Genomic DNA, 21,532 nt, shown 5'->3' on the forward strand with positions numbered 1-21,532 from the left:
AAGATTCTGATGCAGGATGTAGCTGTGATCTTTGATATGGATGGTTTACTAATTGATAGTGAACCGTTTTGGTCTAAGGTAGAAATCGAAGTCTTCAATGACCTTGGCATTCCCATGAACGAGAGTATGTCTTCTCAAACAATGGGTTTGCGAAACGATGAGGTGGTCAAGTATTGGTATGCTCGATTTCCTTGGACTGGTATGAGCCAAGCTGAGGTATGTCGAACAATGATTGCTCGGATGAGTGACCTATTGATGACCATGGGACAACCGATGCCAGGTGCAATTGAAACCGTAAACTTGTGTCGGGAATTAAACTTACCCCTAGCCCTAGCCACGTCATCTCCCATCGGTCTAATTGATACAGTACTCAAACGGCTCGATTTAAAGGATGCCTTTGATGTGATTACATCAGCAGAAGCCGAGGAATTTGGTAAACCCCATCCAGCAGTATATCTCACCGCTAGCCGTCGTCTGGGTATAGAACCAACCAAGTGTGTTGCCTTAGAGGATTCGGTTCGTGGCGTGATTAGTGCCAAAGCTGCCAGCATGGCATGTATTGCAGTTCCAGCACCAGAAAATCTAGAGGATGAACGTTTTGCGATCGCAGATGTCACCCTTGAATCCCTAGAACAAATCACTGAGCCTTGGCTGAAAAAGTTTTTAGCTGAATATAGCTAGGCTAAACCTCACCTAAACATGTATGTATACGGAGGTAGAGATCCACGTGCTATCAGCTAATCCCGATTAGCTCTTGGGCTGATGGCTATTAGCTGATAGCTGAGCACTCAAGGTTAGTGGACAGTAAACAAGATTGGAGCAGGATAGTATGACAACCATGCAGGCTGCGGTCTGGTATGGTCCAGGACGTGAGAACTTTCGCTTAGAAAAAATAGACCGACCTGAACCTAGCCCAGGGGAAGTATTGATACAGGTTCAGAGATGTTTCTTTTGTGCGATGCACGCACGGGCCGTATTAGTGGGACACGCCAAGCATCATCCTCCAGTCATTTTTGGTAGGATGCTGGCAGGAGATGTTGTTGCTGTAGGGGAGGGTGTTACCAAAGTCAAACCAGGGATGCGCGTTACCGTCAACCCAGAAAAACCCTGTGGAGAGTGTTTTTACTGTCAGCGAGGAGCATTAGGCCATTGCCTCAACCCAACTAAGTTACAACCCGGTGGCATGGCTGAGTTTGTATGCGTTCCGGCTTCCCTGGCTAGCGGAATTGTTGAACTGCCTTCATCGATTCCCTATGAATTTGCTGCCTATACAGAAACACTAGCCTGTATCCTTCAGGGTATTGACTTATCTAATATTGGTTTGTCCGATTGTGTGGTAATTATTGGTGATGGCGGTGTGGGACTGACCTTCCTTCAGCTAGCGCGCTTGAGAGGTGCTACCAAAATTATTCTAGCTGGCAAACATGATGATTCTCTGGAACAGGCATCAGCTTTGGGTGCTGATCGTACCGTTAATGTTACCCGAGAGTCTCTCAAAGAGATAGTTATGGCTCAAACCGACGGTTATGGTGCTGATGTGGTTATTGAAGCCGTTGGCTCTGGGGAAACCTATGAGCAGGCATTGACCCTGCTCAGGTGTGGCGGTACCGCAGTTGGGTTTGGTGGAACACCCCCGGGAACTGAGTTTCGGGGCAATCCTAATTTAATTCATTATCGTTCCCTCAAGATTTATGGTAGCTATCGATATACTCCAGAGCATTTTCGTCAGGCCATAGAACTAATTTGCACAAAGAAGATTGATCTAGAACCGATTATTACCAATACTATTCCCTTCTCAAAATTAACAACAGAAGCAGTTGATATCCACAATCAACCGGATTGCCGAGCCTTAGTGATTGATTTTTAAGAAGTTGATTAAGGTAAGCTATCAGCTATCAGCTGACGGCTGACGGCTGACGGCTGAATGCTTACTGATTAAGGTATAATTAACTTAAAACGTTGATAGCATTTTTTTATTTGTAATTTTGAATTACTTATGATATTAGCAGGTGACTTAGGCGGAACAAATTGCCGATTAGCGGTATTTGACGAGAACCTCTCTATAGTCCAAAAAAGCACTTATAAGTGTAAAGACTATCACAGTTTTGAAGATCTGGTTGGGGCTTTCGTTAAAAGCTGTGAGCATCCCATTAAAATTGCTTGTTTCGGCTTACCTGGTCCAATACAGGAAGGTGTGTGTAAATTGACTAATTTACCTTGGGATAAAGTAGAAGCGGCTAAATTAGTTTCAGTTACCGGTGTTCCGGTTAGTTTGCTCAACGATGTAGAAGCCAATGCTTATGGCATAGAAACCCTAAAGGATGATGAGTTAGTTACTCTTAATGTCGGCACTAAAATACCAGGGGGCAATCGAGCAGTAGTATCACCTGGTACTGGCTTGGGAGAAGCAGCAACCGTTGAGGTGGAAGGTCGAGTTCATGCGATCGCATCTGAAGGTGGGAGTACTGACTTTGCTCCTTTGGATGAGCTTCAAGTGGGACTGATGCGTTATGTTCAGCAAGAATACAAGCGGGTTAGCTACGAGATTCTTCTAGGAGGTCCTGGGTTAGTTCGTATGTATAATTATTTGCGGGATAGCGGTCATGGCAACACCCCTGAATGGTTAGCAGAAGAAATGAGCAAAGGAGAGCCAGCTGCAGCAATTAGTAATGCAGCTCTGGCCAATAAATGTCCCCTTTGTGTGCAAGCTTTAGAGATGTTTGTCTCAATCTTGGCATCTGAAGCCGCAAATGCTGCCCTTAAGTTTTTCGCAACTGGCGGTGTTTATATCGGTGGAGGGATTCCCCCTCGCATTCTCGATAAGCTGCGTGAACCTCTGTTTATGGAAAATTTTATTAATAAGGATAAGATGGTAGATTTGCTGAAGTCTATTCCTATCTATGTGATTCTTAATGACCAGGCCGCTTTGCAGGGTGCTGCTTGGTATGCTCGCAGAAGTCTATCTTCAACATAACTAATCCTAATTTATTAATAGGTAAGCATGTTATAGCAGTTCTCAATCCAGTGAAAACTGCTATACCAATTACCAATTACCGACTAACCCAATTACCGACTAAATAATTATAGCATCCATAACGGAAAATGGTCTTAGGTGTTTTGTTCCTTAATACTTGGCTTATCAGCACCTTTGCCAGTTTTTGCTAGATATATTCCCTCTATAATCACAGCAAAAGCTAGTATGTTAAGAATACTTAGGCTTTCTGAAAATAGAATCCAGGCCAGAATAGCGCCAACGATTGGATCAAGAAGCAGCACTAAGGAAACAAAGCCTGAAGAAAAATTCTTGAGGCTGTATACTACTAAACCATGTCCCACAGCTTCGCAGACAAGAGCTAGGGAAATCACTGCTAACCATCCTGACCAAGAAATCGGGAAAATTTGATCGCTGAATATCAGAACCACTGGGATCATAAACAGTGTTCCCAAAGCACAGCGCCAAATCAGTATTCCTTCTACAGAAAACTTGGTTCGCAGTTGTTCTAGTAGTAAAAAGTTTACTGCATAAAATACAGAAGATGCTAAGGCCGCAGTATCACCGATAAAATTATTGGAGGATTTTAGCAAATCCTCAATTTGTATAGTAGTTGCCCCTAACAATGCAAGTAGCAGACCAATGAGGAATCTACGGTCGAAACGTTGCTTAAATACTAACCATCCTCCTATAGTAGCGAAAAATGGTGTTATGGATCCTAGGACATTGCTATTAGCAACGCTCGTCTGAGTTAAGGACCAAGTCCATAGAAATCTACCACTCAGATGAGAGATCGCTACGCCTACCAAAAGTAAGATATCGACAATTTTGTAACCTGACTGTGGTTCAGAGTTCTTCTGGGATGTTTGAGTACGTACTTGGCTGAATCCATTCCACAAACCAAAGACTAGAGTAGCTATCCAAAGACGATTGAATACTGTGGCATTAGCACTTATTTCTTGAAGAGAAAACCTGATTAAGATGGCTGTTATAGATAAAGCAAGTAAGGCAATTACTAATAATAGTATTGGTAGTAATTCTGATGTTTGCTCTCTATTGTATTCTGTTACTATCGCTTTCATTTTTTGGTGTTAGATGCTGACTAAAAATACCGTAATTTGTAAGTATTTAGCTATCAAATGATAGCTAAATTAAGGCAATCATTGGGTTGATCAACCTAGGAGAGTATAGACGTTAGAGTTAACGTCTATAGAGGAGAGGTTTTTTCCTCGTGGGTGATGCTGACGTTACTTGGGTCTTTTTGGTCTGTTATCTTACACTCATCATGAATAGCTGATTAGCTGATAGCTTAGTATAGTTTAGCTAAGCTATAACCTACTATTCTGCTCCAAATAAATAATAGTCTAATCATAAAGTATCCTGCTCACCAAATCAAAGGTAATCAGTATCAAATTTTTATATCACGTCTGGAGGATTAGTGATGATTAACAATATCGTAATTTTTATTATGGACAATTAAACGGATTTGATATAGTATCCTGTCCGATAGTATTGGCAATGTATCCCAGAGTTAGGCTTACTATTATTGCGATATGGCGATATAGCGTTCGCGAAGGGTCGGGCTTTGCCCGAATCGCACTATTATTGCGTTCCCGTAGCGGCTCTGAAGGAGCATCCCTTTGGGGTGATCGGGCGACCATCCCTAAAGCACGACGAGGCATTCTTTGAACAACTGTTGGGTCGGTTTATCCTCTGAACCTCAGTCGCGAGCCTTTGAGCCTAATCAGTGAATCCGATATCTGCTACACTCTACCGGATCTGGTATAATAGAGGATTATCAGTAACTACCCAAGTAATTTGGGATCATTTCCCATTCTCTTGTCTACCATTAAAGTGGCAACTAATCCAGAAAATTCCTAACTAAACGGGCAAGGGGTCTCCCGTTATAATCTTTGATAAGCGCGGGAGGGGAATTGCCCGACGGGGTATCTTGGTTCTCAACAGTACGCAAGTAGTACAATCACATTATGCTGTTAACTTACTGCTATCGAATCAAGCCTAGTGACGAACAGATAGCCATCATGGAGAGATGGCTTGAATTGTTGCGTCGTCACTGGAACTATGCTCTAGGGCAACGGCTTGACTGGCTCAAGCGGACTAGAACCCCGATTGACCGTTGCAGTCTTGTGAGTGAGCCGATTGGTGAAATTCCGGAACCTGTCAACTACTACACCCAGCAAGCCGCCCTTAAAGAAACTAAGCGGTGGTTCCCTGAGTACAAACAAATCTACACAGAAACTCAGCAGGTTAACCTACAACGGCTTAATAAAGCATGGGATAGATGGCGAAAACCTGATGTTAATGGTCAACGAGGGGGACGACCACGGTTTAAGAAAACTGGTGACTTGCGATCTTTTGTATTCCCACGGGTTAACAATTCCAGAGCGGGAGCACATCTAAAAGATGGAGTGCTTGAGCTGAGTCGGATTGGTGAGATACCTGTGGTAATGCACAGACCTATACCGGACGGTTTCACTCTCAAACAATGCACTATCGTTAAAAAAGCAGACGGTTGGTATTGTTGCATTTCAATGAAAGATGATACTGTCCCTGAGTTTCTTCCTGTAGATTCAGTTAAATCGTCTGTTGGTATTGATGTGGGTTTAGAAAAATTTTTAACCACATCAGATGGTGAGGCTATTGCAATTCCTCAGTTTTACCGAAAGGCTCAAGACAAGTTAGCAAAAGCCCAACGGGTTATGTCGCGTCGTGTTAAGGGTTCTAAAAACTGGGAAAAAGCTAAGAATCAAGTGGCTTTATTGCACCTTCATTTAACCCGTTGCCGAAAGGAATTTCATTATCAAGTTGCTCATTGGTTATGTAGTAATTACGACCTGATTGCTCATGAAGATTTAAACATCAAAGGACTTGCCAGAACAAAACTGGCCAAATCAATACATGATGCGGCGTGGGGGGCATTTATGGAAATTTTACAAGCAGTAGCGGTCAAACGCGGTTTGTTACTCCAGAAAGTTGACCCCCGTCGGACAAGTATTGAGTGCTTCAATTGTGGATCTAGGGCCCTTGAAAAGTTTAAGTGAGCGCGTTCATCATTGTTCCAGTTGTGGTGTTTCGATTGACCGTGACTGGAACAGTGGTATCAACATTTTGAATCGTGCGTTAATGGCGGTTGGACTGCCGCTGAATGGCTGTGGTAAATCGATACAAGATATTGAGGATCAGCAAGTCTCATTTGTAAATCTGAGAAGCCTACATCATAATCTTTGATTTGATGTAGGAATAGTCACACAGTCCACTGCTAATGGCACTACAGCGATGACCAACACCATCCAATGCACCTTAACTGGAAACATCGAGTCAGTAGCTCAGGTAAACTATCTCCTAAGTCAGGATGGCCTTCGATTCAAAATCAAAACCTTACCCACTGATGAGATTCCTACTGGAATCCATTCCTGGCAAGTCGCCCCTAATACTAGCTCAGATGGTGTAATTGGCTCTCTCTACCTAGAAGCGATGACTGAGACAGTCCAGGAGGAGCAATGGTTAATCGCTGGCAGAGTCGTGCAGTTAGGCAAACGGGGACAGTTTGTACAACTTAAAGTGTCCAGACCAGGACAGAAAACCCTAAAAATCAGTGTCTTAGGCTCTAGCAAGCACATGAAAATTGGGGAACTGTGGGAAGTAGTTGCTAAGCGCCAACGGGATACCCTGATTTTACATCGAGCTTTACCCCAAGTAGAGCACAATTCCAATAGCCGCCCAGCTTCGAAGAAAAACCGCAGCCACAAACCGGTCGAGTCTAGGAAGTATAAACATGAGTCAACATTTCAACAAACCCAAACAACCTTGTTACAGCAGGCTCTGACCAGGCTATCAGATGACCTAAATCCCTCCAAATCCACACTAGCTGCTCCCCCGACGGAAACCATTGATAGAGTCTTAGCCACGTTGAAACAGAAAACTGGTGTCAACGATTGGCAATTAGACTTGCCTAAACAGCGAGGTCGAACAAGATGGGAATGGGAAGCGTTCTCCCCTTCAACCCAGCAACAAGCACGAGTGAGTTTGAAGGGAAACTATATCCATGTATATTATTACCAGTTTCCGGATATCCCATCTGCAAGTGTTGATTCTCAATCCTATGATCGTTTAATTGTTACTCCTTTAGGAGCAGCTAGAAGCATTGGTGCCAGTTGTTTCAAAATTCTGATTGGTCCCTATGAAGTAGTTTTAGACTGTGGCACTCGACCCAAAGGCTACGACCCTTTGCCCGCGTTGGACTATCTGGATAATCCTAACCTGCTCCTGATCTCCCATAGCCATCAAGACCACCTTGGTGCTGTCCCCGTCTTTCACAGCCGCTACCCTGGTGCGCGGATGATTTCCACTCATGGCACCAGAGAAATTGCCCATGTCATGCTCAGGGATGGACTGAAGATACAGCAACTGAATGAAGACTCTCCCGAGTTATTTGATGAGGCCGATTTAGAACAAACCTTGTTTCAATTGGAAACTCAACCAGTAGGCAAAGACTTTGAGCCCTTACCAGGACTAATGGTAAGGTTTATCAATGCCGGGCATATCTTGGGTGCGGCTTGTATCTATCTGCGCTATAAGGATATGTCTTTACTCTACACCGGAGACTTCCACACCACCAATAGTCGCACCACTAACGGATTGAATTTAGCTGAGCTTCCTGAAGCGGATATTTTAATTACTGAGTCTACCTATGGTTCCTCTGTCCACCCCGCTAGAAGAAATCAAGAAACTGCATTGATGGAATCCATTGCTGAAGTAGTGCAAGCTGGGGGCAATGTCTTGATTCCCTCTTTTGCCTTGGGTAGAGCTCAGGAAATCTTGTTAGGGATCCGCACCTCCAAGTTATTTAATAAATTAACAGTTCCCATCTTTGTGGATGGATTGGTCAGAGCAGTCACAGAGGTATTTCGAGAAAACCTGGACTTGTTACCTGTTCCAGTTCAAAACTTAGTTAAGATTAACGGCCAGGAACCATTCTTTGATAAAACCAGTACACCCCCGATTATTTCTATCGAACACTTTCGGGAACGTCCGATTGCGATCGCAAAACCCAGTGTAATTGTGGCCAGTTCCGGTATGCTGACCGGTGGACCTTCAGTCTATTATGCCTCAGTACTGCTAGAGCGAGAGAATGCTGCCATCTTTATTTCTGGCTACACTGATGAAGAATCCCCTGGCCGACTCCTGCAAAGTCTCAAGACTGGGGACACTATTGAACTAGATGGGAAACCAATTACCGTCAAAGCTCAAATCAAACGGTTTAACCTCTCTGCCCATACCGATAAGGTGGGACTCGGACAAGTAATCAACAAGGTAAAGCCCAAGCACCTAGTCTTAATTCACGGAGAATTAGAAGCCTTACACCAAGTAGCCCGGTCTGGAGACAATCAGTCCTTGTTCTATATTCATATTCCTGCTGTGGGGGATAAAATTGAATTAGGAGTAGCACCGGAACAGCTTTCCCGACAGCAGCTTGCTAAGATTCAGCAACCCCAAGAGTTTGACGTGATGGTGGAGACCTTTGGGACCGATGCTTGGTTGCGAGTTCCCGAAGAGGTAGTGGAAAAAGACCCTCGATGGCAGACCTTGAGTATCAGCGGCATTATCAAAGCGCGATGGGATGGTGTGAATCTCAAGCTTGCTCCCATGCAACCGGAAATGATACTTCAGGAAGAAGAAATTGAAGCAGGGCTTAAGAGTGGAAAGGATTGCTGTGCCGTGTGTCAGTTTTTCAGTGGTAGATTTTGTGAATCTCCTGATAGTCCTTTGTTTGAGCGGAGGGTTGATCCCTTGGCAATCTGTGATCAATTTCAATCTAAAGTCCAGGATTTGTCAACTCTTGACACTGACCTTCTGTTGGCAGAGGAAGTTGATTACTAGCAGGAGCGCTCTCCTACTCAATATCTCCGAGATTTTCCCGAGCTTATCCATTTAAAAAAGGCGGCACCCAGATTCGAACTGGGGATAAAGGCTTTGCAGGCCCCTGCCTTACCACTTGGCTATGCCGCCACTAGTTTCTTATTATATCATACTATTTCTGTTTAATTACCCATATTACAAATTTTTCCGCGTCCAGTGCGTCCCCTTTCTCCGGTGCTGACCTAGTCAACGAAGACGCAAAGAACGCTTATAAGTAGTTTTTTTACTGGTTAATGCTACCGTTAGGCCAAGTTACCTGATTTAGATTAGTATTCTCGAAATTAGCACCATTGGTCATAGCATCCCTGAGATCAGACCTTTCTAAGTCTGCCCTCGCCAGATCGGTACCATTGAGATTGGCACCAGTCAAGTTAGATCCTTTTAAATCTGTATTACTTAAATTGGCACCAGTCAGGTTAGCACCGCTTAAATCCGCATTGGCTAAATCTGCTCCAGCAAAATCGGCACCAGTGAGATTGGCATTACTTAAGTTAGCCTGACTTAAATCAGCACGGCTGAAATTAGCACCAGTCAGGTTAGCATTAGTCAAATCTGCTCCTGACAAGTCCACATTCGTACAATCTGCTCCACTTAGGTTAGCACCGCTGAGGTATTTATCGATCAGGGGTGTACACTTATTAATATGCCCTGACCCTAGATTATCCCCAAACGCTGTGGATTGGTCTTGAGGCACACTTACCTCTGTTGGCGCTGCTTCTGGGACTGGTGTAGATTCCAATAGCTCCGCTTCTGCGACTCGTCTAGGTTCTACAAAATTAGCTAACCATCCTATACCCGCAAGAGCGAGTAAGACTGTACCCATACCAATCAACATCAGACCAGACCGATTACTATGATGTTTGGGGAGTAGGGATTTAGAATGCGATCGCTTTTTAATCTCAGCAAGGGCTTTTTCCATAAATTCTGGCGGAATTTGTGCCTCTTTACCTGCTTCAATCAACTCCTTTACAGAATAGCTTTGGTTGTGCTGAGCATAGAGTTGAGCCGCTAGGGCGAATACTTGGTGGGCTTGGTCTTCAGGGATACGATCTTTTGGGAGTTTCATAGTTATTTGGAGCGTTGGGAAGCCAGTTAGAGCTGAGATAGTATCAGCGTCAGGCTGTCAAGCCTTTCAGTTTCTAATCTAGCAAGCCAGACTTTCAAGTGTTAATGGTTGGTTAATCGAGGTTGGTGACCTCACGGCTAAACTGATCACGGAAGTGAGGGTAATCTATCCCGCCAGTCAATAAACTTACCTTAAAGTGACGCTGGGCCTATGGTTAATTAGCGTATGCTTTGGATTTATTCTTCTGTATCTTGCTAATACTTGCTAATATAATGAGATCTGTTCGCTCATTTCGCTCATAGTAACGTGGTGACCCTTCCTGTTCAACAAGAGCATCTCTTTAACCGCAGCCTCAACACCATCAAAGGTGTAAAACTACTCTTTGTGGAAGCAGAGCTGCTTTTCAATGTCTCTTGCCCTGATCTTGATGCCCTCAAACAGCAACTGGAAAATCCCTTCTCGATCTTTGTCTGTGGAGAATTTAATGCCGGAAAATCCAGTGTGCTGAATCGGTTGAGTAATGACGAGCTAGCTGCTGTGGGCATACTTCCGACCACAAACTCGATTCAACCCTATTACCCAGAGGGGTTTGATGGCATTGTCTTTATTGATAGCCCAGGCACAAACTCTATCATTGAACGTCACCAAGAACTTACAGAGAATTATCTACAGCATGCTGATATCATCCTGTTTGTCACCTCAGTGGAACGACCTCTGACTAAATCAGAGCTGGACTTTCTCTCGTTAGTCAGTAAGATCTGGGTACGTAAAGTAATCGTTATTATTAATAAAGTGGATCTGGTCACCCCACAAGAGAGTGAACAGATTATCTCACACGTCAAAGATGGACTTCATGATGTCTTTACAGAAGTACCACCTTTATTTACAGTATCAACACGCACTGGCAACGACATCGACACCCTACGAGACTTCCTACTAGAGTTTCTGGCAGAAACCGAAAAAATACGGCTAAAACTTCAGGGTCCTCAGAACTCTTTGTTAGTTTACCTAGAGCAGTTAGAGAAAAAGAACCATGAGGCACGGCAGAAAGTCATTGCCGAAAAGACGATATTTGACCGATCTCTGTTGCGAATCGATGAGCGAATTGAGCAATATGACCTGATTTTTGGTGTCTTTAGAGAAAAAATTCGTGACCTGTTTACCAATCTAATTCAACAATTACATAAAGTAATCCAGGATAATTTCGCCTTCATTAGCCTATTGAAAAAGCGTATTATTAGGGAAGACGACCTACTGGAAGAAAAAGTAGCTAGGGCGATTAAGGAGGTAAAACTTGAGCAGCAGATGGAGGAAATTGTTAAGGAAGCAGCATCAACTCTTGTGAAATATCGAGAACAAATTATTCGGGAAGCTAGGGAAGATTTACAAGTAGCAGCAAGCCTCTCAGAAGACTCGTTTCAGGTTCCCGAACTTAATAGTGGTAAAATTGATACCACTTCTATCTCTGAAAATCTTAAGGTAGCCTCAGAAAAGGGACTCAACAATTTTTTGACCTTGGGAACTGCCGCCGCAGCAACAGGAATTGGCGGACATGTGGTAGCCACTGCTGCACTATTTGATCTGTCAGCTTTTGTACTAGCTCTGATGTTGACCATGTTTAGCTTCAATGCGGTTCCTAAGCAGCGTGATAAGGCAACCCAACAGCTTGATGAAACCTTGCGTGAGTTGCAGAATAACTATACCGATAAGCTAAAACAAGGTTTGCAGCAAGAATTGGTAAACAGCCTCAAGCAGTTCACTGACTCTCTGAAGCCGAGACTGGGGGAAATTGAGCATAAACTCGCTGCCAGTCAATCATTGGAGGATAATTTACAAAGTCTCCGGCAGGAGATTAACGATATTTTAAAGGAGGTAGAGCAGCTATAGCTGTCACAGCGTAAGCATTCAGCTATCAGCTATCAGCTATTAGCTATCAGCTATCAGTTATCAGCTTATGCGCTACAGATGGTGCTACTTGAGGTGCTATCAGCTATCAGTTATTGGCCAGGTTACTGTTCGCGCAGCGTGCGCGTAGCGCAATCCGTGCTTTTGAATAAAATAAGCTGACCACTGACCGCTGACCACTGACTGCTGAACGCGCACGCGTGCGCGTAGCGCATATGCTTAGATGGGCTTTTGCCCACACTTTCAATTCTGTAAAATCTCGAACTATTAAATTCTCCCTGTCGATGTTTATTTTAAGCATGATAGCTGACGGCTGAATGCTTAAGTCACGGCTGTTTCATCAAATGATTTTTAATATTCATAGTCGCAAGCTCACGGTCTACCCTGATTCGGAACGAGTGTTTGTTCATCTATTTGGCTCACAACCGACAGCATTCTGGCTAGACAGCTCTCGCGTAGAACCTGGTCTATCTCGTTTTTCTTTTATGGGAGATGGTACAGGACCAAACAGCCTGGTAGTGCAATACTCGATTACTGACCAAAAACTTACCATTAACTGCTCAGGCCAAACAACACATCGTAGAGAAAGTATCTTCTCCTATCTACACAGAGAACTTGAGCGTCGATACAACTGTTTAGAAGGGCTTCCGTTTGACTTTAACTGTGGTTTTGTTGGCTACTTTGGTTACGAACTAAAAGCAGAATGTGGAGGAAATATAGTCCATCAATCGCAATTTCCAGATGCGATGTTTCTCTTAGCAGACCGAATTATTGCTTTTGACCATCAAGAGCAAGTAACCTATCTGTTGTGTCTGACTAAAAAAGGGGAAACTGAGCAAACAAATGCTTGGTTTGAAGGTATCGAAAAACAGCTTTGTACTCTACCTCCTTTGCCTCCCATTGAGTTAGACTATACTCATCGAAAAGTTAGCTTTCGATTGAGTCGTTCCTACCAGAGATATCTGGAAGATATTCAAGAAAGTCTCGATCAAATTAAAGCTGGAGAAAGCTACGAAATTTGCTTGACTAACAAAATTTATGCCAATATCGAACTTGACCCCTTGGCATTTTACCGAAGGTTGCGCCAACTCAATCCTGCACCCTACTCTGCCTTCCTAAAATTTGGCGAGCTAGCTGTGGCTTGTTCATCCCCAGAACGATTCCTGAAAATTGACCCCTCAGGTTGGGTGGAATCTAAACCCATCAAAGGAACTGCCGCACGAGGCCAAACAGAAGAAGAAGATCGACTGTTGTGCGAAGCGTTACGCACTCAGGAAAAAAACCGTTGTGAAAACATAATGATTGTAGACTTACTTCGGAACGATTTGGGCAGGGTTTGCGAAATTGGCAGTGTCCATGTCCCTAAGTTAATGGATGTGGAAACCTATGCCACAGTTCATCAACTGGTGAGTACAATTCGGGGTCGTTTGCGTCCAGATGTAAGGGTGGGAGACTGTATCCGTGCCACATTTCCTGGAGGATCCATGACTGGTGCTCCTAAGATCTCAACCATGGAGATTATTGATCGATTGGAACTTCAGGCCAGGGGAATCTATTCCGGAGCGATCGGGTTTCTCGCACTCAACGGTGCTGCAGACCTTAACATTGTGATCCGAACTGCTGAGATTACTCCCAATCAAGTATCGATTGGTATCGGTGGTGCTCTGATTGCGTTATCAAATCCCCAGCTGGAATTTGAAGAAACCCTACTCAAGGCTGAAGCCCTAGTGCGTGGGATTGTCTACACGGTTTGTGGAGAGTTTTCTCCAGAGTTGTTTGAGATTGTTGATACTCCCGTCGCTAAATCACGAGATTATAGCGAGGGATTCTTAAGAGTATAAAACCCTTAACGGCTGAACCAAACAGCCTCTACACCCTCAGATCAAATCCTTGGGCTTACTTTTTCAAGGTTTTTGTTGATTTAAGTTTCCAGCAGAGGCTTTTCAGCTTGCACTTAAACCGACACTCTTCTCTCCCTAGGAGACGCTAAGCGAACGAGTGTAATAATATATCTATTATAGCAGAAATATTTAGGATACGCAACAAATTCGGTATCCAATTTCCAAGGGGCTGTGTGGGTCACCTGCAGGAGCACTTTATACGCCCCGTCTCCCGCGCTTGTCTAAGGGCTATAACGGGAGGGGAATTGGAGTTTAGATGGTTTACAAACCGAGATGGTTAATTGTTAATTGTTTGTTAATTGACCATATCTGTTAGTTAACCCTTTTGTCCACTGCTGTAGTGAAAGTCAACAACTACCAGACAATAACCTATCGGTAGACCCTCACTTGGGCGGTAGAGTGCCGAACTTCGTTCGGTAGAGTTGTTGAATTGCCAAAGCTACCAAACCAATGGTAGTAATACCAAAGATAAACGTGGCTAGGGTACTGACTCCCACTACCAGCGTCCGAACTGCGATCGCAATTTTGAGGGCTGTCTGAGAGTTAGAGGTGAGGGGTTTATTAGCAAAGGTTGTAGCAATCGAGGCAGTTATAAAATAAATAGCGCTCGTCAATCCTCCAGAAATCAATGCTCCCGTAAGGCAGCGCCAGGGGGAAGGTAGCGCTTGAGTACTGTTAGGGGTTTCCGTGTCTTGGTTAGATGTTGTCATTAGTCATTAGTGACCAGTATTCAGCAAGTATTAAGCAGGGTTTAAACTATTATCCAGTAGCTTGTTATCTGTACTAGGTGTTATCTCTACTCGTTGAACTCTCCGGAGGCTCACCCACAGGGGATTCTAACCTGACAGATCTCAACCAGTTATCGATACCAGGATCAATAACGAAGCTACCAGATATAATATTACCTTTGTGTGTGTGTAATTACCTTTGTGTGTAATACTTAGTTTTAAGATGGTTTGATAGCTGCTTCCAACCTTTGTAGGGCTTCTTTGAAGTCTTGATTAACAATAGTCACATCAAATTCATCAGCAGCTTCAATTTCGGCTTTGGCAATAGAAAGGCGTTGGGCGATTACTTCTTCACTATCCTTACCCCTCAAGCGAATCCGCTGCTCTAATTCATCTAGACTTGGGGGTAGTACAAAAATACGCAGGGCAGAGGGAAAGGTTTTGTTGATTTTCCTTGCCCCAACCAATTCTATTTCTAAAATAACTGACCTACCCTTCTCAAGAAGCTGCTTGACTGGCAAACTAGGTGTACCGTAGTAATTACCAGCGTACTCAGCCCACTCTAAAAGCTCATCCCCTATGATCATTTCTTCAAACTGGTCACGAGTGACAAAGTAATAGTGTTTCCCATGCACCTCCCCAGGACGTGGTTGCCTGGTGGTTGCTGAAACCAAAAGCTCAAGTTCCGGGTGTCGCTTCAGGAGCTGGCGCAGCAAGGTTCCTTTACCAACACCAGAAGGACCAGTCAATACAATGAGTCTCCCTGCTTCCATGTTGAGTCTAGTTAAGCTTCAAGCTTAATGGTTACCATTGTGACTATCTTTATTGATAACGAAGCGATGGGCAACAGTTTCTGGCTGAATTGCCGAGAGGATGACATGGCTGGAATCGGTCACAATTACCGCTCTGGTGCGACGCCCGTAGGTTGCATCAATGAGATATCCACGCTCTTTTGCCTCAGTAATGATCCGCTTGATAGGAGCAGACTCTGGAGAAACAATTGCTACAACTCGGTTTGCTGAAACAATGTTACCAAAACCAATATTAATCAGCTGAATGTCCATGAGCAACTAACGGCAAAAGCCGGATGAGAAGCTAGTATAAGTATTCAAGTACAATAGTAGCGACATTAATTTAGCCTTACAAGCCTAAAATCCGGTTTTTTACCAGATTTTAGGGAATCATCCGTCTTAACTCTTGAGTGCATAGGGTATTTTGTTCCCAGATAACCAACCCATGGCTCAAGCTGGAGCAAGGGTGCGTGGGTCACTAATCCTGGGATGATAACTGCTGATAGGCAAGGTACACAGCCTCCAGAAACAAGTTAGCCGTGACAACTGACGGTACCTTTTCCAAGGCAATCATGTCTTTGACCTGATCAGCCAGTTGTCGGCTTAACTTCGCTTTTGCCTGAAATGTCATTGCCTCCCGCCGCTGCAAATACTCTCGAATCATAGCAAAGTCTTCTGGCTGCAAGGGGGAGAAATCTGCCTGGGTTTGGAGCTGATTGGCTAAGGCTTGAGCCTGATCGGAGATCTCGAAGCTAGCAGAAGCCATAGGCTGCTCTTCTTGGACTACCAGGGTTCCTGCTAACCAATCTCCCAAGCGTTTCTCTCCCTTGCTAAAGATAATTAAAAATACTCCCAGGAACCATAAATCATCAACAGGTCTCAGCAAAGCACGTAGGGTAGCTTGCTGTAGTCTCACTGGTCTAGCATCATCACGAATGACACGAATTTTACCATAGCGCTTACCTGGTGTTTGTCCCTGCCATAGGGTTTCAAACAAAACGAAATAACCCACGTAAATCGAGAAAGTAATAAATAGATAAATGGCTAATAGCCACAACCCTAAATCATTAATACCAAAAAAATAGTCTAATAAGTCCAGCAGTTGGGAAGATAAAAAGCCCCAAGCAATTAGAAATACTAATAAAATTAATCCTAAGACAATATAATCAATTAGCAAGGCATAAGCTCGACTGCCAATCCCTGCTAAGGTTAATTCTAATTCAACACTTTCTGGGGTTTGTATAGTGACTCGATTAAAAAAATTAATCGGTGTTGAGCTTAGCTTCCCCATAGCTGTAAATCTATGCCTTCTTTACGACTACATAGATCGTAGTATATCACTGATTTAATCGCTTGCCAGAAAGGAACCAACAAGGCACCACTAGCAAAGCTCAACCCAAAAACTAGCACTAAATAAAGCCAGATAAAAATTGCTGATTCTTGAGGAAACAAAAGAGATAATAGAGTTTGTATGATGAATGTAGCTATCTGTACAGCAATCGAAATTGGTAGTGATATTAAAAATCCAACAACTACTATCCCTTGAATACGTAATATAAATCCCTGAGTTAATTTCCAGCTGCGACCAATGGCTGCCCTGGCACCGATAGAATTTTCTATAGCCAGGGTTATTTCATAAATCAACAACCGAGATATAAACCAGATAAATCCAAATAAAAAAGCAATCATAAAAATACTCAAAACCAGAAATCCTATGATAAGCATAGCAACACTATTCTCAGGGAGAGTATCGAGACTATCTAAAATAGTACTGCTATTCCCAGAAATTGAAGCAAGGACTCCGATCAAGATACTAAGAAGAACAATAATTACCATTATTGCCACCCAAGTTATCAAGGATACTAGGATTGCTGCTCCAAACGTTATCAAGGATACTAGGATGCCTGCTCTGAGAAAACTCCACATCCGAGCATTGACATGGCGGCGAGCCTCATTCACTGTTTCTGGACGTTCAATGATTTCCCTAAAGGCTAGACGTGAAATTAGCCCAAACATGGCACAAAACTTAGCCCAGCCATATATGGGAACTAATAGCCATAGATAACCGATAAAAGCTAGACGATAATATAACTTAAAATTGTCGCGGTAGATCCGCAAACCGACATTAACGACATTACCAATACTGAGTGGTCCTAAAGATTGGTTGGGACTAGGCTCATAAGACATGGGTCGATGGGGCTATTGATGGCAAGACAAGTTTTAACGCTATCTTAAGGGAGGTTTAGGAAAATTACACGGAAACTTTATGAATATTAAACGTTGGATTGGGCGGCGGGAAGCAAATTGGAAACAGTTGGATACTCTCCTGCAACAAGTGGAGAAACGAGGAATCAAGTCTTTGCCAGCATCCCAAATCAAGGAACTCGCTAGTTTGTATCGCTCCGTCTCAGCGGATTTAGCCCGTGCTAGAACTAACCAAGTAGGCCATACCCTGGTCAAGGATTTACAACGACTCACCTCTCGGGGCTATAACCAGGTTTATCAAGGTTCTCGCCGTCAAGACTGGCAAGGCTTAGGGGAGTTTTGTCGGTGGGGTTTCCCTGCTGTAGTGCAACAGACGTGGAGTTATATTGCGATCGCAACCGCAGTGTTTCTGCTCGGAGCCTTAATTGCCTGGTGGTTGGCTTGGCAAGATCCAGTGTTTATCTCCCTGGTGGTTCCGGAACAGTTAATTGAACAAGTACGCGATCGCCAGGAATTGTGGATGGGTTCGATTTTGGGCATGAAACCCTTAGCCTCCAGTGGCATTATGATTAACAATATATCGGTATGCTTTCGGGCAGTGGCTGGTGGGATTACCTGCGGTGCCTTTACCCTATATATCATGGCATTCAACGGAATACTGATTGGTGCCATTGGAACCTTAGTGGGTCAAAATAACTTAGCTTATCCCTTCTGGGCATTTGTGTTTCCCCATGGTTCCCTGGAATTACCCGCTATCTTCTTTGCTGGTGGAGCTGGTTTACTCATCGCTAGAGCAATTCTGTTTCCAGGCCAATATCGCCGGGTAGATGCATTGAAATTTTATGGCTCCCAAGCGGCTCAGTTGATGTTTGGGATTGTGCCGATGTTGATTATTGCTGGTATTATTGAAGGGTTTTTATCTCCCAGTCCCTTAGTGCCATCATTCCTCAAGTATTTGGTTGGAATCGGACTGTTTACCCTTTTGGTTATATATTGTAGTAGTCAGAAACTTGAGGATACATGAAGCTTCCACCACCTGAACGAGGTGGTGGTGTCCTATGCTAACCTGGAACTACCCCTAGTCCACAGGTCACACAAGCACGCCCAGCTTCTAGGCGGTCGTCCAGAGCTTTTGCTGGAACGACCCTCGTTGCTATTTCTACGAACGAGTTTAAGCACACCTCTAGCACCGATGTTGTAAGCACCGTTTAAATCTGCATTAAACCGCTTACCTGAAGGGAAGGTTGCCTTGGAGTATTGTTGGGAATTTCGTTTGACCGTACCAGAGCCATCAAAAGCCAACTTTGAAGTATAGGCAGCAACAACCTCTATTACTCTGCCACCTAATTCAGCCCATTTCATTTCCGTGAAGCTGCGAATTTTTGCTTTGAGCCATCCGTGGAATCTTTGCCTTAAATTAGAGCGCTTTTTCCCACCTCTTGGCTTCCACCCCAAAAGATTCTCAAAGACAATTGCTAAGGCCGTAGGCCACGCTACGCGAACAGAATTAAACTTTTCAGCAATCTCTACAATCCGCTTGGAGACAACATGGCTAATTTGATTATTAATTCTTTGGCACTTTTGATAAGTCTTGGAGCAAAACCCTTTATGCAGTTTTCCTCCTCTGCCCATCGTTTTTGATGCTCTTTTTGATACGGACTTTAGTCGTTTATCCCTGCGGTCTATGTCTCTTCCAAGGTGAAGAAAATCACGATGGATTACAGTGCCGTCATGGGTTACGACTGCTACGGTAGCAGTAGTGTTTATACCTAAATCTACCGCAGTAACATTAGCCTCTGGTTTGCGTTTTTCTGGCTTACAAGTGAATGGAACAGACAGATGGCAGCACCTATCATTGAAAATCAACGACGGAGACATCATTTTGTTTGTAGTCACCTGGTGGCGCTCTCTTAAACCGGTGATTTGAACCATAGTCCAGACCCAGTTTTGGCCATCAAAAACTTTGATTTCTACTTGGTCGAAACCATGCAGCTTGTAACACTGTCCTTTGTACAAAGCTGGATAGCAGCCAGTATCAGCATTTAATCTTGGTGGCTTACTATCTCTTCTTTTTCGACTACCAGATTGCCATTCGCGGTATCGAGTTACATAGCTACTAACCTGCCCAGCTGCAAATGCAATTGCTGCTCGACGGTAGTAACTAGGAAACTTATAAAAAGTCTTATTGAACTGGGGATATTTTATGTCAGGTCGCTTGGCTGTTTGGTGCATTAGCCGCTCAACAGCAGGAGTTAATTGATCTGCTGTTAAATTGCCAAGCTCAGACCAATGAGTATAAATAATACCAACCAAATACCGACAAGCGCGGCGATATACTTTAACCGTTTCCCCTAATAGTAGTTTTTGATCGGGGGTCGGACTAAGTTGCCACTTGTCAGTTCGTATAACTTTAGTTGGCGTTTTCACTGGTTTAATAAAATCTCCTATAGTTAATATTTTAACCTACAAAAGATAAGATGGCAATCGACTTATCAATGCTCCTTGACCCCCACCTGAGCGTTCGCGCAGCGTGGCCTACGGCCAGGTGGGGGAATGCGTCGCATGTTTGTTCAAAGTAGATTCCGAGCTTTAACTCGTAAGTAGCTCTCAACCAGTTGCTGACTAATCTGATTCGCTGGTGCATCCAAGACCAAAACTCCTTTTTGCTTCAACCGGGCAAAGGCAACTTGGCGCTGGGCAATTAAATCCAGAGCCACAGCACGGGTATAAGCGGCTTGCCCCGGGTCAGGGTTGAGATCAACACTAATGCTATTTCTCCCCTGGGCCTGGTATTCCCTGTGCCAAAGCTGGTCTTCACTAGGAATTTTCTCTAACTCAGCTGTATTAGGCGGAGTGTGCGCCAATTGGTCAACAAGGGGGTCTCGAAGGGTGACACAAAACGGTAAGTAGCGAGGGGTGAGGCGTTCTAGGGCTGCTAGCAATTCAGCGGAAGCAGTAACATCCACGATGTCTGTAATCAGTACGACTAAAGCACGACGAGTTTGCTGATTCACGAGTTTTGATACAGCACCAAAATAGTCCGGTTCTAATAACACTGGCTGAATCGGAGTGAGGCGTTCTATGAGTTTCGATAGTTGATGTTGACCCCGTTCTGGTGGAATCCAGGTCGTTATGTCTCGATCGAAGACACCCACGCCCACGCGATCGCCCCGATGTAACCCAGCTAATGCTAGGGCTAGAGTACTATTCAATCCCCAATCAAACCGCTTCAGTTGAAGTACCTGTGCAGTCATCAACCGTCCCCGGTCCAGTAATATAATTAAAGTCTGCTCTTTTTCCGGTTCCAGCACCCTTACTAAAGGGCGAGAGCGGCGAGCGGTGGCTTTCCAATCAATCAGGCGAGTGTCATCACCAATGCCATAGTCCCGCAGTTCAGCAAATTCTGTGCCACCACCCAAGCGTCGGGAACGGCCGATGGTACCAGTATTTTCCAGGGTCAGGCGAATAGAAAGCGATCGCAAACTAACTAAGTCTGGATAAACTGCTACGTTCTGACTCCCTGGGATTTTCCAATCATGCCACACCAAGCCCCAAGGACTCAACTGGCGCACGTGAATATCTCCCCAGTGAAACTGACCTCGCTTGGCTGGGTGAACCGTATAGGTTAGTTCCTTGTTACTATTCCGGTCAAGGGTAGCAGTGATGGTTGGGGTGGAAACAGCAAACTCTAATGGATAGTAGTCCTTAATCAGAATTCGAGCAACCTGATTTCTAGATTCCACTGACAGCACGATCGGATTATCTCGCCCAATGGATAACCGTTGTAAAGGGGTGCGGGTTACCTTGACTCGGTTAGGTTTGACCCGTTTTCCATCCCATAAGGCTATACCAAGGACAATTCCATCAAAGACAAGAGTACTAATTAGACTGATTTGCTGATTAAAAACAGTAGCGAGTAATAATGCGATCGCAATACCTAGTATTAACAGTAAATAGGTTCGTTGTGAGGGAATCATAATTTTTTTTGAGTGCTGAGTGCTGAG

General features: G+C 44.1%; 17 protein-coding genes, 1 tRNA gene and 1 pseudogene. 9 read left to right on the plus strand and 10 right to left on the minus strand.

All coding sequences use genetic code 11. From position 1 onward, the window contains the following. Window positions 1–9: 9 nt before the first annotated feature. The 3 genes from hxpB (at window position 10) to glk (ending at window position 2,974) form a co-directional block, all read left to right on the plus strand. Window positions 10–681 carry a hexitol phosphatase HxpB gene (gene hxpB, locus LYNGBM3L_RS32295; protein ID WP_008191342.1) on the plus strand — a complete coding sequence of 224 codons (672 nt, stop codon included), beginning with the start codon at window positions 10–12 and terminating at the stop codon, window positions 679–681. A gap of 148 nt (window positions 682–829) precedes the next feature. Continuing rightward, window positions 830–1,867, plus strand: a complete 1,038-nt coding sequence (locus LYNGBM3L_RS32300) for a zinc-dependent alcohol dehydrogenase (protein ID WP_229414776.1) — start codon at window positions 830–832, stop codon at window positions 1,865–1,867. 129 nt (window positions 1,868–1,996) lie between these two features. Further along, window positions 1,997–2,974 (plus strand): glucokinase, encoded by a 978-nt coding sequence (glk, locus tag LYNGBM3L_RS32305; RefSeq protein WP_008191346.1) that lies wholly within the window; start codon window positions 1,997–1,999, stop codon window positions 2,972–2,974. A 134-nt stretch (window positions 2,975–3,108) separates the two neighbouring features. Here the strand turns inward: glk and LYNGBM3L_RS32310 are convergent, their stop codons facing one another. Further along, window positions 3,109–4,074: a DMT family transporter gene (locus LYNGBM3L_RS32310; RefSeq protein WP_008191349.1), complete on the minus strand. Its 966-nt coding sequence runs from the start codon at window positions 4,072–4,074 to the stop codon at window positions 3,109–3,111. 503 nt (window positions 4,075–4,577) lie between these two features. Between LYNGBM3L_RS32310 and LYNGBM3L_RS49235 the strand changes: the two genes are divergently transcribed. From LYNGBM3L_RS49235 to LYNGBM3L_RS32320, 3 genes and pseudogenes are all read left to right on the plus strand, one after another. Then, window positions 4,578–4,709: a hypothetical protein gene (locus LYNGBM3L_RS49235; protein ID WP_267872131.1), complete on the plus strand. Its 132-nt coding sequence runs from the start codon at window positions 4,578–4,580 to the stop codon at window positions 4,707–4,709. 271 nt (window positions 4,710–4,980) lie between these two features. Beyond that, window positions 4,981–6,241, plus strand: a pseudogene (locus LYNGBM3L_RS32315) (RNA-guided endonuclease InsQ/TnpB family protein). Between the two features lie 48 nt (window positions 6,242–6,289). Next, window positions 6,290–8,893 (plus strand): MBL fold metallo-hydrolase, encoded by a 2,604-nt coding sequence (locus LYNGBM3L_RS32320; RefSeq protein ID WP_008191354.1) that lies wholly within the window; start codon window positions 6,290–6,292, stop codon window positions 8,891–8,893. Between the two features lie 58 nt (window positions 8,894–8,951). On the opposite strand, the gene LYNGBM3L_RS32325 is transcribed toward LYNGBM3L_RS32320, so the two are convergent. Both LYNGBM3L_RS32325 and LYNGBM3L_RS34455 read right to left on the minus strand, forming a co-directional pair. Continuing rightward, window positions 8,952–9,022 (minus strand) — tRNA-Cys (locus tag LYNGBM3L_RS32325). 133 nt (window positions 9,023–9,155) lie between these two features. Beyond that, a complete protein-coding gene (locus tag LYNGBM3L_RS34455) occupies window positions 9,156–9,998 on the minus strand; it encodes a pentapeptide repeat-containing protein (protein WP_008191356.1) in 843 nt (280 codons plus the stop codon). A 309-nt stretch (window positions 9,999–10,307) separates the two neighbouring features. Here LYNGBM3L_RS34455 and LYNGBM3L_RS32335 point away from each other — a divergent pair, with 309 nt between their 5' ends. Together LYNGBM3L_RS32335 and pabB are read left to right on the plus strand one after the other, a co-directional pair. Beyond that, window positions 10,308–11,885, plus strand: a complete 1,578-nt coding sequence (locus tag LYNGBM3L_RS32335) for a dynamin family protein (protein ID WP_202799293.1) — start codon at window positions 10,308–10,310, stop codon at window positions 11,883–11,885. 362 nt (window positions 11,886–12,247) lie between these two features. Then, window positions 12,248–13,744, plus strand: a complete 1,497-nt coding sequence (pabB, locus tag LYNGBM3L_RS32340; protein ID WP_008191361.1) for an aminodeoxychorismate synthase component I — start codon at window positions 12,248–12,250, stop codon at window positions 13,742–13,744. A gap of 443 nt (window positions 13,745–14,187) precedes the next feature. Here pabB and LYNGBM3L_RS32345 read toward each other — a convergent pair whose 3' ends face one another. The 5 genes from LYNGBM3L_RS32345 to LYNGBM3L_RS32365 all read right to left on the minus strand — a co-directional run bounded on the left by LYNGBM3L_RS32345 (window position 14,188) and on the right by LYNGBM3L_RS32365 (window position 17,510). Beyond that, the gene (locus tag LYNGBM3L_RS32345; RefSeq protein ID WP_008191363.1) at window positions 14,188–14,514 is read right to left on the minus strand and encodes a DUF3082 domain-containing protein; all 327 of its coding nucleotides are present in this window, start codon (window positions 14,512–14,514) and stop codon (window positions 14,188–14,190) included. A 236-nt stretch (window positions 14,515–14,750) separates the two neighbouring features. Next, a complete protein-coding gene (gmk, locus tag LYNGBM3L_RS32350; protein WP_008191364.1) occupies window positions 14,751–15,305 on the minus strand; it encodes a guanylate kinase in 555 nt (184 codons plus the stop codon). 24 nt (window positions 15,306–15,329) lie between these two features. Then, a complete protein-coding gene (gene remA / locus LYNGBM3L_RS32355) occupies window positions 15,330–15,596 on the minus strand; it encodes an extracellular matrix/biofilm regulator RemA (RefSeq protein ID WP_008191366.1) in 267 nt (88 codons plus the stop codon). A gap of 205 nt (window positions 15,597–15,801) precedes the next feature. Continuing rightward, window positions 15,802–16,614 carry an RDD family protein gene (locus LYNGBM3L_RS32360; protein ID WP_008191368.1) on the minus strand — a complete coding sequence of 271 codons (813 nt, stop codon included), beginning with the start codon at window positions 16,612–16,614 and terminating at the stop codon, window positions 15,802–15,804. After that, a complete protein-coding gene (locus tag LYNGBM3L_RS32365) occupies window positions 16,602–17,510 on the minus strand; it encodes a hypothetical protein (protein ID WP_008191370.1) in 909 nt (302 codons plus the stop codon). The genes LYNGBM3L_RS32360 and LYNGBM3L_RS32365 overlap by 13 nt, the downstream gene beginning before the upstream one ends. A gap of 79 nt (window positions 17,511–17,589) precedes the next feature. Here LYNGBM3L_RS32365 and LYNGBM3L_RS32370 point away from each other — a divergent pair, with 79 nt between their 5' ends. After that, window positions 17,590–18,552, plus strand: a complete 963-nt coding sequence (locus LYNGBM3L_RS32370; RefSeq protein WP_008191372.1) for a stage II sporulation protein M — start codon at window positions 17,590–17,592, stop codon at window positions 18,550–18,552. A 32-nt stretch (window positions 18,553–18,584) separates the two neighbouring features. Here the strand turns inward: LYNGBM3L_RS32370 and LYNGBM3L_RS32375 are convergent, their stop codons facing one another. Then, the gene (locus LYNGBM3L_RS32375) at window positions 18,585–19,955 is read right to left on the minus strand and encodes a zinc ribbon domain-containing protein (RefSeq protein ID WP_008191375.1); all 1,371 of its coding nucleotides are present in this window, start codon (window positions 19,953–19,955) and stop codon (window positions 18,585–18,587) included. A gap of 143 nt (window positions 19,956–20,098) precedes the next feature. After that, window positions 20,099–21,505 carry a DUF58 domain-containing protein gene (locus LYNGBM3L_RS32380; RefSeq protein ID WP_008191377.1) on the minus strand — a complete coding sequence of 469 codons (1,407 nt, stop codon included), beginning with the start codon at window positions 21,503–21,505 and terminating at the stop codon, window positions 20,099–20,101. Between the last annotated feature and the right edge of the window lie 27 nt (window positions 21,506–21,532).

It is taken from the genome of Moorena producens 3L (genome assembly GCF_000211815.1).
GTDB lineage: Bacteria > Cyanobacteriota > Cyanobacteriia > Cyanobacteriales > Coleofasciculaceae > Moorena > Moorena producens.

Excerpts from the sequence above, each read along its gene's own strand:
- hxpB (WP_008191342.1), top strand. The coding sequence starts at position 10 with ATGCAGGATGTAGCTGTGATCTTTGATATGGATGGTTTACTAATTGAT.
- LYNGBM3L_RS32300 (WP_229414776.1), top strand. The coding sequence starts at position 830 with ATGACAACCATGCAGGCTGCGGTCTGGTATGGTCCAGGACGTGAGAAC.
- glk (WP_008191346.1), top strand. The coding sequence starts at position 1,997 with ATGATATTAGCAGGTGACTTAGGCGGAACAAATTGCCGATTAGCGGTA.
- LYNGBM3L_RS32310 (WP_008191349.1), bottom strand. The coding sequence starts at position 4,074 with ATGAAAGCGATAGTAACAGAATACAATAGAGAGCAAACATCAGAATTA.
- LYNGBM3L_RS32320 (WP_008191354.1), top strand. The coding sequence starts at position 6,290 with ATGACCAACACCATCCAATGCACCTTAACTGGAAACATCGAGTCAGTA.
- LYNGBM3L_RS34455 (WP_008191356.1), bottom strand. The coding sequence starts at position 9,998 with ATGAAACTCCCAAAAGATCGTATCCCTGAAGACCAAGCCCACCAAGTA.
- pabB (WP_008191361.1), top strand. The coding sequence starts at position 12,248 with ATGATTTTTAATATTCATAGTCGCAAGCTCACGGTCTACCCTGATTCG.
- LYNGBM3L_RS32345 (WP_008191363.1), bottom strand. The coding sequence starts at position 14,514 with ATGACAACATCTAACCAAGACACGGAAACCCCTAACAGTACTCAAGCG.
- gmk (WP_008191364.1), bottom strand. The coding sequence starts at position 15,305 with ATGGAAGCAGGGAGACTCATTGTATTGACTGGTCCTTCTGGTGTTGGT.
- remA (WP_008191366.1), bottom strand. The coding sequence starts at position 15,596 with ATGGACATTCAGCTGATTAATATTGGTTTTGGTAACATTGTTTCAGCA.
- LYNGBM3L_RS32360 (WP_008191368.1), bottom strand. The coding sequence starts at position 16,614 with ATGGGGAAGCTAAGCTCAACACCGATTAATTTTTTTAATCGAGTCACT.
- LYNGBM3L_RS32365 (WP_008191370.1), bottom strand. The coding sequence starts at position 17,510 with ATGTCTTATGAGCCTAGTCCCAACCAATCTTTAGGACCACTCAGTATT.
- LYNGBM3L_RS32370 (WP_008191372.1), top strand. The coding sequence starts at position 17,590 with ATGAATATTAAACGTTGGATTGGGCGGCGGGAAGCAAATTGGAAACAG.
- LYNGBM3L_RS32380 (WP_008191377.1), bottom strand. The coding sequence starts at position 21,505 with ATGATTCCCTCACAACGAACCTATTTACTGTTAATACTAGGTATTGCG.